General features: G+C 70.9%; 15 protein-coding genes. 2 read left to right on the plus strand and 13 right to left on the minus strand.

Annotated elements, in window-relative coordinates:
• Positions 1 to 2 precede the first annotated feature (2 nt).
• The 13 genes from IW245_RS26115 to IW245_RS26175 form a co-directional block, all read right to left on the minus strand.
• Positions 3 to 1,193 carry an ABC transporter permease gene (locus tag IW245_RS26115; RefSeq protein WP_197005803.1) on the minus strand — a complete coding sequence of 397 codons (1,191 nt, stop codon included), beginning with the start codon at positions 1,191 to 1,193 and terminating at the stop codon, positions 3 to 5.
• Entirely contained in the window at positions 1,190 to 1,858 is a 669-nt protein-coding gene (locus IW245_RS26120) for an ABC transporter ATP-binding protein (protein WP_197005804.1), read from the minus strand. Before IW245_RS26120 ends, IW245_RS26115 begins: the two co-directional genes overlap by 4 nt.
• Positions 1,855 to 2,955 (minus strand): efflux RND transporter periplasmic adaptor subunit, encoded by a 1,101-nt coding sequence (locus IW245_RS26125; RefSeq protein WP_197005805.1) that lies wholly within the window; start codon positions 2,953 to 2,955, stop codon positions 1,855 to 1,857. Before IW245_RS26125 ends, IW245_RS26120 begins: the two co-directional genes overlap by 4 nt.
• Before the next feature lie 15 nt (positions 2,956 to 2,970).
• A complete protein-coding gene (locus IW245_RS26130; RefSeq protein WP_197005806.1) occupies positions 2,971 to 3,342 on the minus strand; it encodes a hypothetical protein in 372 nt (123 codons plus the stop codon).
• Positions 3,343 to 3,412: 70 nt separating this feature from the next.
• Complete coding sequence (locus IW245_RS26135) at positions 3,413 to 4,807, minus strand: sugar porter family MFS transporter (RefSeq protein WP_197005807.1); 1,395 nt, start codon at positions 4,805 to 4,807, stop codon at positions 3,413 to 3,415.
• A 9-nt stretch (positions 4,808 to 4,816) separates the two neighbouring features.
• On the minus strand, positions 4,817 to 5,842 hold the full coding sequence (locus IW245_RS26140; RefSeq protein WP_197005808.1) for a dipeptidase: 1,026 nt from the start codon (positions 5,840 to 5,842) through the stop codon (positions 4,817 to 4,819).
• A 54-nt stretch (positions 5,843 to 5,896) separates the two neighbouring features.
• Positions 5,897 to 6,565, minus strand: a complete 669-nt coding sequence (locus IW245_RS26145) for a copper homeostasis protein CutC (RefSeq protein ID WP_197005809.1) — start codon at positions 6,563 to 6,565, stop codon at positions 5,897 to 5,899.
• Positions 6,566 to 6,653: 88 nt separating this feature from the next.
• Positions 6,654 to 7,547, minus strand: a complete 894-nt coding sequence (locus IW245_RS26150) for a hypothetical protein (RefSeq protein WP_197005810.1) — start codon at positions 7,545 to 7,547, stop codon at positions 6,654 to 6,656.
• Positions 7,541 to 7,861, minus strand: a complete 321-nt coding sequence (locus tag IW245_RS26155; RefSeq protein WP_233472935.1) for a PadR family transcriptional regulator — start codon at positions 7,859 to 7,861, stop codon at positions 7,541 to 7,543. Before IW245_RS26155 ends, IW245_RS26150 begins: the two co-directional genes overlap by 7 nt.
• Positions 7,862 to 7,963: 102 nt before the next feature.
• Positions 7,964 to 9,583, minus strand: a complete 1,620-nt coding sequence (gene groL / locus IW245_RS26160) for a chaperonin GroEL (protein WP_197005811.1) — start codon at positions 9,581 to 9,583, stop codon at positions 7,964 to 7,966.
• Positions 9,584 to 9,760: 177 nt separating this feature from the next.
• Positions 9,761 to 10,594, minus strand: coding sequence for a hypothetical protein (locus tag IW245_RS26165; RefSeq protein WP_197005812.1), 834 nt, complete (start codon positions 10,592 to 10,594; stop codon positions 9,761 to 9,763).
• Positions 10,595 to 10,634: 40 nt separating this feature from the next.
• A complete protein-coding gene (locus IW245_RS26170) occupies positions 10,635 to 11,534 on the minus strand; it encodes a LysR family transcriptional regulator (RefSeq protein WP_197005813.1) in 900 nt (299 codons plus the stop codon).
• Positions 11,535 to 11,588: 54 nt separating this feature from the next.
• Entirely contained in the window at positions 11,589 to 11,792 is a 204-nt protein-coding gene (locus IW245_RS26175) for a cold-shock protein (protein ID WP_197005814.1), read from the minus strand.
• A 177-nt stretch (positions 11,793 to 11,969) separates the two neighbouring features.
• Here IW245_RS26175 and IW245_RS26180 point away from each other — a divergent pair, with 177 nt between their 5' ends.
• Together IW245_RS26180 and IW245_RS26185 are read left to right on the plus strand one after the other, a co-directional pair.
• Positions 11,970 to 12,809 carry an aminoglycoside phosphotransferase family protein gene (locus tag IW245_RS26180; protein WP_197005815.1) on the plus strand — a complete coding sequence of 280 codons (840 nt, stop codon included), beginning with the start codon at positions 11,970 to 11,972 and terminating at the stop codon, positions 12,807 to 12,809.
• Positions 12,806 to 13,327, plus strand: coding sequence for a GNAT family N-acetyltransferase (locus IW245_RS26185; RefSeq protein ID WP_233472936.1), 522 nt, complete (start codon positions 12,806 to 12,808; stop codon positions 13,325 to 13,327). Before IW245_RS26180 ends, IW245_RS26185 begins: the two co-directional genes overlap by 4 nt.
• The last annotated feature ends 56 nt before the right edge of the window (positions 13,328 to 13,383 follow it).

A 13,383-nucleotide genomic window follows, 5' to 3' on the forward strand; every position in this document is an offset into this window, starting at 1 on the left:
CCTTATTCATAGCGAAGTGCCTCAATCGGGCGCATCGAGGCGGCCCGGTGCGCGGGGAAACTACCGAAGAACAGGCCGATCGCGACGGAGACCCCGAGAGCCAGCGCGACCGAGCTGGGCACGATCACCGGCTGCACCCCGCCGATCGTGAACGTACTGCCGATCAGGGCCACGAGCACACCCAGGCCGCCGCCGATCAGGCTCAACGCCGTGGCCTCCAGCAGGAACTGGCCGAGGATCGTGCCCCGGGGCGCGCCCAGCGCCTTGCGGATCCCGATCTCCCTGGTCCGCTCGGTGACCGTGACCAGCATGATGTTGGTGACCCCGATCCCGCCGACCAGCAGGCTGATCGCCGCGACCGCGCCGAGCAGGAACGTGAACGTGTCCGCCGTCGCCGTCCGGGTCGCCAGCAACTGGGCCTGGTTCTGCACCCGGAACGGGCTGGTCGCGCTGGTCACCCGGTGCCGGGCGTTGAGCACGTTGAGCACCTCCACCTGGGCGAGGTCCGTGGTGTCGGCGCTGGCGGCCTGCACGAGGATGGAGGACAGGGCTCCGTACCCGGAAACGCTCTCCCGCAGGGCCCCGATCGGCACGATCACGGTGTCGTTCGGGTCGGTGAAGCCGGCGGTGTCCTTGGCCGCCAGCACCCCGGACACTGTGAACCGCACCCCGCCGAGGGTGATGGTCTGCCCGAGCGGGCTGGTCCGGCCGAACAGCTCGCCGGCCACGGTCTGGCCCAGCACGACCACCCGCCGGTTGTCCCCCTCGCCGAACAGCTCCCCGCTCGCCAGCTTCGTGTTGGACGCGGCGAGGTAGCCGGGCTCGGTGCCGATCACCTGGGGAACCGGGTGCGACGTCGACTCGCGCACGGCCGTCAGCGACGTCGTGACGATCGGGGAGACACTCAGCGCGTCGGGTACCAGCGACCTGTCCAGCAGCGACTCGGCGTCGGCCAGGGTCAGCTCCCCGGACTGGGCCTGCGCCGCGGTGGCCGCCCGGCCGCCCCCGGTCCGGTTGCCCTGCACGGTCAGGGTGTTGCTGCCCAGGCTCTCGATGCTGGACTGCACGGCCTTCGCCGACCCGTTGCCGTACGCCACCAGCATGATCACGGCGCCGACCCCGATCAGGATGCCCAGCACGGTCAGCGCCGACCGGAGCTTGTTCGCGGACAGGCCGCGGACCGCCTCCCTCACAGGATCTCTCCGTCCCGGAGCCGAATCACCCGGTGCGCCCGCTCGGCGACGTGGTCCTCGTGCGTGATGAGCGCGATGGTGACGCCCTTCTTGTTCAGGCCGTCCAGGACGTCGAGGACGTCCTCGGTGGAGTGGCTGTCCAGGTTGCCGGTCGGCTCGTCGGCCAGCAGCAGCGCCGGCTCGGTGACCAGTGCGCGGGCGATCGCGACCCGCTGCTGCTGGCCGCCGGACAACTCGTTGGGCAGGTGGTCGATGCGGTCGCTGAGCCCGACCGTCTCCAGTGCGGCCAGTGCCCGTTCGCGGCGCTGCTTACGGGGCACCTTGGCATAGGCGAGCGGCAGTTCCACCTGGGCCAGCGCCGAGGTCCTCGGGATCAGGTTGAACGCCTGGAACACGAAGCCGATCCGGCGGTTGCGGACCAGGGCCTGGCTGTCGTCGTCGAGTTCGGCGACGTCGATCCCGTCGAGGTGGTAGCTGCCGGAGGTCGGGGTGTCCAGGCAGCCCAGGACGTGCATCAGGGTGGACTTGCCCGAGCCGGAGGAGCCCATGATGGCCACGTAGTCGCCGGGATCCACGGTCAGGGAGACGCCGCGGAGGGCGTGCACGGCCGCCTCCCCGGATCCGTACACCTTGGTGAGGTCGCGGACCTCGATGACCGGTCTCATCGGGTCCGACCGGTGCCACGCTGGGTGGTCGGCTGCGGGTTGGCCCCGCCGGTCGTCGCGAGCACGATCCTCTCGCCCTCGGCCAGGCCCCCGGTGACCTCCGTGTACAGGTCGCCCTGCAACCCGAGCTGCACCGGCTTGGCCGACTGGGCCCCGGCCGCGTCGACCACGGTCACGCTCGCCCGGTTGCCCGAGCCGCGCACCGCGCTCGTCGGGACGACCAGCACGCCCTCCTTCGCGCCGGTGACCACGGTGATCGAGGCCGACTGCCCGAGCCGCACCTCCGCCGGCAGCTGGTCGAACGTCACGGTCACCCCGTAGGTGACGACGCTGTTCTGGGTGGTCGGGGTCGGGTCGACGACGGCGACCTTGCCGGGGGCCGGCTTGCCGGGGGCGGCGTTCAGTGCGACGGTCACGGCCTGGCCCACCTGGACCTTGAGACTGTCCGCCTCCGTGAACACGGCCCGGACCTGGAGATTCGTCAGGTCGGTGAGCTGGAAGAGCGGGGTGCCGGCGTTCGTACCCGTCGAAGCCGTCTTTGTCCCGCCGCCGCTGCTCGAACCGCCGACCTCGGCGTTGACGGCCAGCAGCGTGCCCGCCGAGGGCGCCTTCAGGGTCGAGCTGTCCAGCGCGTCGTCGGCCTGCTCGGCCTTGGCCTGCGCGGAGACCAGCGAGGACTGGGCACGGGCGACCTGGGAGGCGTCGACCTTCGTGGCGGTCTGCGCGGCGGTGAGATCCGCCTTCGCGGAGGTGACGGCCGCCCAGGCGGCGTTGGAGTTCTGCTCCAGCACCTTGGTGTCCAGGGTGGCCAGCACGTCGCCGGCCTTCACCACCTGGCCGGCTTTGACCTTCACGTCGCTGATCTTGCCGGCGGCCGTGAAGTCCACGTTCAGGATCTTCGCCGCCGTCACGGTGCCGCTCGCGGAGATCGTCGCGCTGACGTTGCCCTTCGCGACCGCGACCGTGCGGACGCCGGCCTTCGACTCGGCCTTCGCCGGCGAGCGCAGGGCGAGGTAGGCGCCGATGCCGCCGGCCACGATCAGGAGGGCGAGGGCGCTGTTGATGATGACGAGGCGACGTCGCCTGGGATTGCGCATGGAGGTCCTCAACGATCAGGGGGTGGCTTCGGGAGTGGGCTGGCCGGGCGCTTCGCTGCGCCGGGGCCTCGGGCTGAAGCAGCCGCGCATGCCGCCAGGGCCGCCCGAGCGGCCGTCGGTGGGCCGGGCGGTCGGCCGGTCGCTGGGGAAGCCGGAGGGGCGGTTGCCACGGTCGGTGGGAAAACCGGAAGGCCGACCTGACGGGTACCCGAAGGGCCGGTCGGTGGGCCTGCCGCTCGGCCAGCCGCCCGGCCGGTCGGTGGGCCTGTCGGTGGGCCGCTGGCAACTGGGCGCCCCGGCGTCCTTCGGCGCGGACTGCGCGGGCGCCGGCCCACCGCACCCGGCCAGTGCGAGCACCACGAGCCCGGCGAGCAGCAGTCTTCTCATGGTGGGTACCCCACCATCACGACCTATGCCCGCCCTGACAACTTCCTGTGAGAACCCTATGAGCCGGCGGCTACATGTCCTCCAGTTCCCGCCCCTTCGTCTCCCTGACGAACCGGAGCACGAAGATCAGGGCCAGGAACGCGAACATCGTGTACAGCCCGTACGCCAGGGTCAGCCCCACGCTCGCCAGCGGCGGGAACGTCACCGTGATGATCCAGTTGGCGATCCACTGCGCGGCGGCGGCCACGGCCAACGCCGTGGCCCGGATCCGGTTGTTGAACATCTCACCGAGCAGCACCCACACCACGGGGCCCCAGCTCATCCCGAACGCGAAGACGTACACGTTGGCGGCCACCAGCGCGACCTTCCCCTCGGCAGCCCCGAGCACCAGGTCGGTCCCCGATCCGCTGGCCGTGGAGAACGCCCACGCCATCGCGCCCAGCGACAGCACCATGCCGGCCGCCCCGACGATCAGCAGCGGGCGGCGGCCGACCCGGTCGATCAGCGAGATCGCGACCAGGGTGGTGACGATATTGGTGACGGACGTGATCACGGAGGTGAGCATCGCGTCGGACTCGGCGAACCCGACGGCCTGCCAGAGCGTCGTGGAGTAGTAGAAGATCACGTTGATGCCGACGAACTGCTGGAACACCGACAGCAGGATCCCCACCCAGACGATGCCGCGCAGGCCGAGCACCGGCCCGCGCAGGTCGCGCAGGTTGACGGCCTGGTCGCCGCCGGCCAGGGACCGGACGATCTCGCTCATCCGGCCGTCGACGTCCCCGCCGACGAAGCGCCGCAGCACGTCGCGCGCCCGGTCGAGCTTCTTCACCTTCACCAGGTACCGGGGCGACTCGGGGATCTGGAGGGCCAGCACCCCGTAGACGAGGGCCGGGAGCATCGCCGAGGCGAACATCCACCGCCACGCCGCTCCGCCCCACGGCACCGACTCGCCGGCCCCACCGGCCGAGCGGGCCAGCAGGTAGTCGATGAGCAGCGAGGCGAAGATGCCGGACACGATGGCGAGCTGTTGCAGGGAACCGAGCCGGCCCCGGATGTCGGCGGGCGAGATCTCCGCGATGTACGCCGGTGCGATCACCGACGCGGCCCCCACCGCGAACCCGCCCACCAGCCGCCACCCGGTCAGGCTGACCGGCCCGAACGACAGCGCCGACCCGAGCGCGCTGATCCCGAACAGGATCGCGGCGAGCAGCATGACCCGCAGCCGGCCCCACCGGTCGGCCAGCGGCCCGGCGAACCAGGCCCCCACGGCGCAGCCGAGCAGCGCCGAGGAGACCACGAAGCCGAGCACCGCTGAGGACAGTCCGAAGTCGGCCTTGACCGCGTCGACCGTGCCGTTGATGACCGCGGTGTCGTAGCCGAACAGGAAGCCGCCGATCGCGGCCGATCCGGACACGAAGAGCACCGCGCCGTGCCGCTGGCCGACTTCCGAGATTTCGGTCATGTCGCAAATCTATAGGCTTGCTCGCATCACCCGCAGCGCATTGCCGTGCGCCAACGCCGCCAGGTCCGCCTCCGACCAGCGCCGCCGACGCAGCTCGTCGAGCAGCCGCGGATAGCCGGCGACATCCTCCAACCCCGACGGCAGCGCCTCGACCCCGTCGTAGTCGCCGCCCAGGCCGACGTGCGCGACCCCAGCGACGTCCCGGACGTACTCCACGTGGTCGGCGACGTCGGACACCCCCACCGGGGGCAGCGGGTTGGCCGCCAACCAGGCCTCGGCATCCTCCTGTTTGTCCTTCTCGTCCGCCCAGGCCCGACACTCCTCGGTCAGGAACCACGGCACGAACGTCACCATCACGAGCCCCTCGGTGTCGCGCACCCGGCCCAGGACGTCGTCGGGCACGTTGCGCGGATGGTCGCACAGCCCGCGCGCCGAGGAGTGTGAGAAGAACGCCGGGGCGTTCGACGTGTCCAGGGCCGCGTGCATCGTGCTCGGCGCGACGTGCGAGAGGTCCACCATCATCCGCAGCCGGTTCAGCTCGCGCACCACGTCGTGCCCGAAGTCGGTCAGCCCGCCGACCACCGGCTCGTCCGTCGCACTGTCCGCCCACGGGATGTTCTTGATGTGCGTCAGCGTCAGGTACCGCACCCCCAGCCGGTGCAGCATCCGCAGCACGCCCAGCGAGGAGTCGATCTGGTGCCCGCCCTCCGCCCCGAGCAGCGACGCGACCCGGCCGCGTTCCCAGGCCCGCTCGACGTCGGCGGCGGTGGCGGCGAACTCCAGGTCCCCGTGGCGCCGGACCAGGTCGTGCACGGCGTCGACCTGCTCCAACGTGGCGGTCACCGGGTCGGGCAGCTCCTGGTCGACCCAGACGGACCAGAACTGGGCCGCGACCCCGCCGGCCCGCAGCCTGGGCAGGTCGGTCTGCAGGCCGGTGGCGGTCTGGTCGGTTGCGAGGTCGCAGCGGTCCAGGTCGTAGCCGTACCGGACGCGCAGCTGCCAGGCCAGGTCGTTGTGCCCGTCGATGATCCTCATGCGGCGCATCCTACAAAGCCGGTGATCACCGCATGCCCTGCTCGGGCCGTCGGCTCAGCCCGAGACCACCGCGCGCCACTCCGCGACCCGCTCCGCGCTCACCGCGGCCTCCCAGCCACCATCGCCCCGGGCCGCGCTCCCGACATGGAACGCCCGCACCCCCCGGTCCCGCAGCACCGGCACGTGCGCCGCCGTGAGCCCGCCCCCGGCGAGGATCAGGGCCGGGTCCCGGGCGAGCAACGTGTCGAGCCCGACGCCGAGCCCGTCGGGCGATCCCGCGGTGAGCACCGCGTCCAGCCCTGGCAGGGCGCACACGACCTCCCATGCGTCGGGGCCGACCGCGTGGTCGATGGCCCGGTGGAAGGTCCACGGTCGACCTCGCAGCGCCCCGGCCAGCCGCGTGGTGGCCGGGGCGTCGATCTCCCCGGTACCCGTCAGGAAGCCCAGCACGAATCCGTCGGCGCCGGCGTCGATCAGCTGGCCTGCGACGGCGGTCAGCTCGTCGAGGTCCCGCTCGTCGGTCTGGAACCCGGCCCGGGACCGGAGCATCACCCGCAACGGGAGACTGGTGGCGGCCCGGACGGCCGCGACCGTCTCGACGGTCGGGGTAAGGCCGTCGGCGCGCATGTCCGAGACGAGTTCCAGGCGGTCGGCGCCGCCGGCCTCGGCGGCGGACGCGTCGAGGGCGTCCAGGGCGATGATCTCCAGCAGGGCGCGCGTCATGAACAGGATTGTTTCAAATTACCCGAGGTGTCTGTGCTACCGGGGCCACCGGCACCGTACCCGAACACTGTCCATATCGGACTCGAACTCAGGCGACCGAGCCGCCCGCCGCAGCCTCGCCCGCCTCCCGACGGGCGGCGGAGAGCAGGTAGGCCAGGGCGAAAACGGTGGCGAACGGCATGACATAGGACATTCGATCGAAATACGCGCCGGAGTTGCCCCAGTCGAGCCAGGGGTACGCCTCGGGGCCGAGATCGGACCCGAACAGCGCGCCCGGCAGCCACCACGGCGCCAGGGACCACGGGGTCTGCGCGCCGTACAGCTGGACGACCTGGGCGCCGATCGCCAGATACAGCGACAGGAGCCCACCGAGCAGCGCGACGCCCCGCACGACCAGCGCACGCGCCCGCCCGGTCAGCCGGGACACCGCCGTGGACGTGGCAGCCAGACCCACCGCCCAGCACCCGATCGCCACCAGAACCCTGGCCTGGCGGCCCGGATCCCTCGAGTTCAGGGCGTCGATGCCGCCGAGCAGGGTGGCCGTGGCCGCCGCCAGCACCACGAGCGCGACGAGCCTGGTACCCGCCGAGGTGCGCTGCTCGGCGCCGATCCAGTGGCCGACCAGCGCGGCGACCGTCGCGAGGCCCAGGAGCGCCGCGTAGAGCACGATGTTGTCCACCAGCGCGGACGCCTGCAGCGCGTCCCGGAGGAACAGCACCAGGTAGACGCACATCTCGCCGAGCAACCCGCCCAGCGGGGCGAGCAGCATGGTCAGTCCGGGCCGCCACAGACTCCGGAGCGGAAGGCTGGCACGGTGCGGCGGCCGGGCGCAGGCCAGGCTCGCCGAGAAGGTCAGCCGCCGCCAGCCGCGGTCGATCGCACTCAGCTCCGCGTCCCACTCGCGGGCGACCTCCGCCCGCAGCCGCCCGGGCCAGCGGCGCACGGCGATCCGGAGCAGCCAGTGCGACAGCCGGGTCACCATGCCGGCCGCACCACGGGTACCGGGCTGGTGTCCTGCCGCAGGGCGCGCAACGCCGCCTGGGATCTCGACACGCCCTCGGCGGTGAGGCTGTAGTAGCGCCGGGCCGGTCGACCGGCCGCCACCGGGTCGACGTCCTCCCACTGGGTCTCCAGCCAGCCGGCGCCGACAAGCCGGGTCAGGATCGGGTAGAGGCTGCCGCTGGCCAGGCCGGTCTGGTGCATGAGGTCGAGCCCGTAGCGCTCGACCTCGACATCGGCCAGGAACGCGGCGAGCACCTTGGCCACCGGGACCGTGAGTCGCACGTCATCCGTCACCCCCAGAACTCTACATAGGGTCTATGCCTTCGGTCTACATAGGGTGCGGAGATGGAAAAGGGCGAGCCCGAAGGCCCGCCCTTTCCCGAGGAAGATCAGGACTTAGAAGTCCATGTCCCCGCCACCGGGGCCGGCCGGAGCGGCCGCCTTCTCCGGCTTGTCGGCCACGACGGCCTCCGTGGTGAGGAACAGCGCGGCGATCGACGCGGCGTTCTGCAGCGCGGAACGCGTCACCTTGGCCGGGTCGATGATGCCCTCGGCCAGCATGTCGACGTACTCGCCGTTGGCCGCGTTCAGGCCCCAGCCCGGGGTCAGGTTGCGCACCTTCTCGACGATGACGCCACCCTCGAGACCGGCGTTGACGGCGATCTGCCGCAGCGGGGCCTCGAGCGACACGCGGACGATGTTGACGCCAGTGGCCTCGTCACCGACCAGCTCGAGCTTGTCGAACGCTGTCGCGCCGGCCTGGACGAGCGCCACGCCACCACCGGGGACGATGCCCTCCTCGACGGCAGCCTTCGCGTTGCGAACGGCGTCCTCGATGCGGTGCTTGCGCTCCTTGAGCTCGACCTCGGTGGCCGCGCCGACCTTGATGACCGCGACACCGCCGGCGAGCTTCGCCAGGCGCTCCTGCAGCTTCTCACGGTCGTAGTCGGAGTCCGACTTCTCGATCTCGGCGCGGATCTGGTTGACCCGACCCTGGATCTCGTCCGCCTCGCCGACGCCGTCGACGATCGTGGTCTCGTCCTTGGTGACGACGACCTTGCGGGCGCGACCGAGCAGCTCCAGGCCGACACCGTCGAGCTTGAGGCCGACCTCCTCGCTGATGACCTGGCCACCGGTGAGGATGGCGATGTCGCCCAGCATGGCCTTGCGGCGGTCACCGAAGCCCGGGGCCTTGACGGCGACGGACTTGAAGGTGCCACGGATCTTGTTGACGACCAGGGTGGCCAGGGCCTCGCCCTCGAGGTCCTCGGCGATGATCAGCAGCGGCTTGCCGGACTGCATGACCTTCTCGAGGATCGGCAGCATGTCCTTGACAGCCGAGACCTTCTGGTTCGCGATGAGGATGTACGGGTCGTCGAGAACCGACTCCATCCGCTCCGCGTCCGTGACGAAGTAGGGCGAGATGTAGCCCTTGTCGAAGCGCATGCCCTCGGTGAGCTCGAGCTCGAGGCCGAAGGTGTTGCTCTCCTCGACGGTGATGACGCCTTCCTTGCCGACCTTGTCCATCGCCTCGGCGATGATCTGGCCGACGGTGCTGTCACCGGCCGAGATGGAGGCGGTGGAGGCGATCTGCTCCTTGGTCTCGACGTCCTTCGCGAGCTTGGTCAGCTCCTCGGAGACGGCGGCCACGGCGGCCTCGATGCCCCGCTTGAGGGCGATCGGGTTCGCGCCGGCGGCCACGTTGCGCAGGCCCTCGCGGACGAGCGCCTGGGCCAGCACGGTGGCGGTGGTGGTGCCGTCGCCAGCGACGTCGTCCGTCTTCTTGGCGACCTCCTTGACGAGCTCCGCACCGATCTTCTCGTACGGGTCCTCGAGCTCGATCTCCTTGGCGATGCTCACACCATCGTTGGTGATGGTGGGGGCGCCCCACTTCTTCTCGAGCACGACGTTGCGGCCCTTCGGGCCGAGCGTCACCTTCACGGCGTCGGCGAGGATGTTCATGCCCCGCTCAAGGCCGCGGCGCGCCTCCTCGTCGAACGCGATCAACTTAGCCATGGTGGCGTGTCCTCCGCTGCTGCGTCCTGCCCGGGTAAGGGCTTGATGTACGCAAGGTCCGAGTCGAGTCAGTGCCCGCGACGGACGGCCCTACGGAGGGCCTCACCTTCTCGACCTGGCACTCGCAGTGCACGAGTGCCAGGTCAACGTTTAGCACTCTCCAGCCGTGAGTGCAACCTATACGGCCTCTCTCAGGAGCTGATCCGTGCTCAGCGGCGTCTCCCGGGAGCGCAGGTCGGCGTACGTCACAACGGTCCCGGCCAGCACCAGGACGAAGATCGGCAGCGCCACGACGGCCGACCAGAGCCCGCTGCCGACCTCGGCGACGAACCGGAACGCGTCCCCGCTGATCGAGGAGGACAGGCTGCCCGGGGCGCCCAGGCAGCAGGAGAGCGCGAGGACCACGAGCGCGAGGGGTACCAGTCGCGACAGCGTGTGGCCGAACCGGGCGTGGGTGAGCTTGAAGGAGCGCGGGATCCCGGGGCTCCGCTCGTAGACGACAACCGGGGTGACCAGCGCGCACGCGACGGCGAAGTAGATCGAGCCGACGAGGCACAGGCACAGGCCGAGCACGATCAGGATCGAGGTGAGGATCTGCCAGCCCCAGACGGGCAGGGCGCGGGTGCGGCCGAACCGGAGCGCCGCGCCGAGGGTGACAGGCCGGCCGGAGGCCTCCTGGGTGATCGCCCACACGCCGGCCGCCGCGCCGAGCGAACCGAGGTAGGCGGAGACGATCCACACCACGAACGACAGCAGGGCCGCCCAGGGGTGGAAGTTCGCGCTGTCGTAGGTGGCGTCGCCCATGGGCTGGGTGTAGGAGGCGCTGCCGAGGACGCTGAGCACGACGGTCGGGGCGGCGATGGTGACCGCCGCGATGGTCAGGAGCGACTTCCAACTGCGCCGGATGACGCCGACCACCCGGTCGTACCAGCCGCCGAATCCGGCTGCGGGGTCGGGCACGAGCGGATCGTCGGTCGGTTGGCCGACGGCCTGATAGCCATAACTCGCCATGTTCGCCCCCTATTGGGTAGTTGAACATTGCTTAGCATGACTACGATAAGTTTTTCCGGGAAACAGCCTGAACGAATGCCGTGACCGCCCTGTCGCGCGATCCGGCGAGCCGAATGGCGCGTAGTTCCCTGGCCAGAGAAAGCCCTTTCACGGGTACGAGGACCAGCGTCCCCGCCGCGAGCTCCCCCGCCACCGCCAACCGGCTGAGAATGGTCGCGCCCAGCCCGGCCCGCACCGCGGCCTTGAGCGCCTCGGTGGACGTCATCACCCCGAACGGCTCGGCGATCAGGTGCCCGGCCGCCGCTGCCGCCGCCTCGTAGGTCCGCCGGGTGCCGGACTCGGACTCGCGCAGCAGCAACCGGGTGGCGACGAGGGTCTCCAGCGGCAGCGGCCCGTCGAGCCGGGCCCACGGGTGGTCGGGTGCGACGAGCACGACCAGCTCGTCGCGGTCGAACAGCCGGGTGGTCAGCCCGGCGGTCGGGATGGGCCCCTCGACGAACCCGACGTCGACGGCCCCGGACCGCACGAGGGCCGTGACCTCGTCGGAGTTGGCGACGGTCAGGGACACCGTGATGTCCCCGGCCGCGGCGATCCGGGCCGGCAGCACGTACTCGGCGTTGGTGTAGCTGGCGGCCACCCTGATCCGGCCTTGGGCCCCGGCCCGCAGCGCCTCGGCCTCGCCGGCGAACCGGTCGGCGGCGGAGAGCAGGTCCCGGGCCAGGTCGGCGAGCCGGGCGCCCTCCGAGGTGGGCCGGCAGCCGCGCGGTGTACGGATCAGGAGTTCGACCCCGACCCGGCGCTCGAGCCGGCGGAGCGCCTCGCTGGCGGACGGCTGGGTGATCTGGTGCGCGCGGGCGGCGGCGGAGATGCTGCCGGTGGTGACGGCGTCGACGAACAGGCCGAGGGAGACGAGGTCCGCGAGCCCGAGACGACTACCCATAGGTTGAGTCTATGGGTAGTCCACCTCGTCTCGACGCTGTCCGGCGAGAACGAATCAGCCTGCCAGTCGGACGTTCTCCGCCTGCGGACCCTTCTGGCCCTGACCGATTTCGAACTCGACCCGCTGGCCATCGTCCAGCGACTTGTACCCATCCATCTGGATCGACGAAAAGTGGACAAAAACATCCTGCCCGCCGTCCACGGCGATGAAGCCGTAGCCCTTTTCGCTGTTGAACCACTTGACAGTGCCCTCAGCCACGCTGCACTTCCTTCTGCCAAACACCCCGACGCCGCACACCGCGAACGCCGACACCAAGCCATTCCCGGAGCTCGATGAACGCACGCTACACGAGCCGATCAACCAACGCACTAATACAAACCGGACAGTAGAAATATCGCTGCGACTGTGGACAATCGCGGCTACATTCTGTTTCTTATGCGCGCACATCCACCGCCGTCCGACGCCACTCGCGAATGGCTACGGAAAGTCATCAATGCCGATGTATCGACGATCGTGCCGCTCGCCGGTGGGATCGCACAGTCCGTCACCGGCGTGACGACGTCCGACGGCCGGGAGTACGTGCTGCGGCTGTGGAGCCGTCCCGACTGGCGGGAGACCGACCCCGACCACAGCCCGGAGAACGAGGTGGCGGCCCTCGCGGCGCTCGCCGGCAGCGGCCTGCCGGTGCCCGAGGTCGTGGCGGTGGACGCCCACGGCCGGCACGGGGAGTTCCCGGCGCTGCTGATGACCCGGCTGCCAGGCACGATCCTGTCGAGCGCCACCCACGCGTCCCCGGAGGCCGAGCCGTTGACCGCCGGCATGCTCCGCCAGCTCGTCGAGGCCGCCGAGGTGTTGCACACGCTGCCGGTGCCCGCCGTCGGCCCGTACGCGCCGTACGCGGACCTGACCGACTGGGAGCCGCCGTCGGACCACCCGGCGTGGGACCGGGCCTTCGCCGTGGCCGCCGCCCGGCCGGCCCCGACACCGGACGTGTTCATCCACCGCGACTACCACCCCGGTAACACTCTGTGGCAGGACGGCCGGCTGACGGGCATCATCGACTGGACCACGGCCGCACACGGACCGGCAGGGGTGGACCTCGCGCACCTCCGGATCAACCTGGTCCACGCCTACGGTCAGTGGGCCGCCGACACCGTGCTGCGGTTCGCTCCCGAACACAACCCTTACTGGGACATCCGGGCCGTGCTCGACATGGTCGACGCCGAGGACGAGAGCCTGCCAGCAATCGAGCGCTATCTGGAGACCCTGCTGTGATCATCCGACGCGCGACGATGGCCGACACCGCGCACCTGCGGGCCCTGAGGATCGAGGCCCTGGCCGACGCGCCGCTGGCGTTCGCGACGAAGCTGGACGAGGCGCTGTCCAGGCCCAACGAGACATGGGTCGAGGCGACCGCGCGCGGGGCGGCAGGGGTCGAGCAGGTCCAGTTCGTGGCGGAGGTCGACGGCCGGATCGTCGGGTCGTCGATCGGGCTGGCCCGGGACGACCACACCTACGTCATCGGCGTCTACATCCAGCCCGCGCACCGGGGCAGGGGGCTGCTCGGCGGGATCATCGGCGCGCTCGCGCACTGGTCCGTCGCGTGTGGACGCCCCGAGCTCCGGCTGGACGTGACGAGTGCGGCGGCGCAGCGCGCGTACCAGAAGATGGGGTTTGTCGAGACCGGTCGCGGGCCCGGCTTCACCCCGCTGAGCACGTGGTCGAAGGTCTTCATGGCCCTGCCGCTGCCCTGCGCCGCCGTGGCGGATGGTCCGGGCGGGCATGCCCGCTAGGGTCACGGGGCGCACGCCCGGATCATCGCCAGCAGCGGGCGCGCGCCGTTCCTGAC

Source organism: Longispora fulva, assembly GCF_015751905.1.
GTDB lineage: Bacteria > Actinomycetota > Actinomycetes > Mycobacteriales > Micromonosporaceae > Longispora > Longispora fulva.

What these genes read in the sequence shown, in the direction of transcription:
- IW245_RS26180 (WP_197005815.1), top strand. Translation starts at nt 11,970, where the DNA reads ATGCGCGCACATCCACCGCCGTCCGACGCCACTCGCGAATGGCTACGG.
- IW245_RS26150 (WP_197005810.1), bottom strand. Translation starts at nt 7,547, where the DNA reads ATGGTGACCCGGCTGTCGCACTGGCTGCTCCGGATCGCCGTGCGCCGC.
- IW245_RS26135 (WP_197005807.1), bottom strand. Translation starts at nt 4,807, where the DNA reads ATGACCGAAATCTCGGAAGTCGGCCAGCGGCACGGCGCGGTGCTCTTC.
- IW245_RS26165 (WP_197005812.1), bottom strand. Translation starts at nt 10,594, where the DNA reads ATGGCGAGTTATGGCTATCAGGCCGTCGGCCAACCGACCGACGATCCG.
- groL (WP_197005811.1), bottom strand. Translation starts at nt 9,583, where the DNA reads ATGGCTAAGTTGATCGCGTTCGACGAGGAGGCGCGCCGCGGCCTTGAG.
- IW245_RS26145 (WP_197005809.1), bottom strand. Translation starts at nt 6,565, where the DNA reads ATGACGCGCGCCCTGCTGGAGATCATCGCCCTGGACGCCCTCGACGCG.
- IW245_RS26130 (WP_197005806.1), bottom strand. Translation starts at nt 3,342, where the DNA reads ATGAGAAGACTGCTGCTCGCCGGGCTCGTGGTGCTCGCACTGGCCGGG.
- IW245_RS26120 (WP_197005804.1), bottom strand. Translation starts at nt 1,858, where the DNA reads ATGAGACCGGTCATCGAGGTCCGCGACCTCACCAAGGTGTACGGATCC.
- IW245_RS26140 (WP_197005808.1), bottom strand. Translation starts at nt 5,842, where the DNA reads ATGAGGATCATCGACGGGCACAACGACCTGGCCTGGCAGCTGCGCGTC.
- IW245_RS26125 (WP_197005805.1), bottom strand. Translation starts at nt 2,955, where the DNA reads ATGCGCAATCCCAGGCGACGTCGCCTCGTCATCATCAACAGCGCCCTC.
- IW245_RS26170 (WP_197005813.1), bottom strand. Translation starts at nt 11,534, where the DNA reads ATGGGTAGTCGTCTCGGGCTCGCGGACCTCGTCTCCCTCGGCCTGTTC.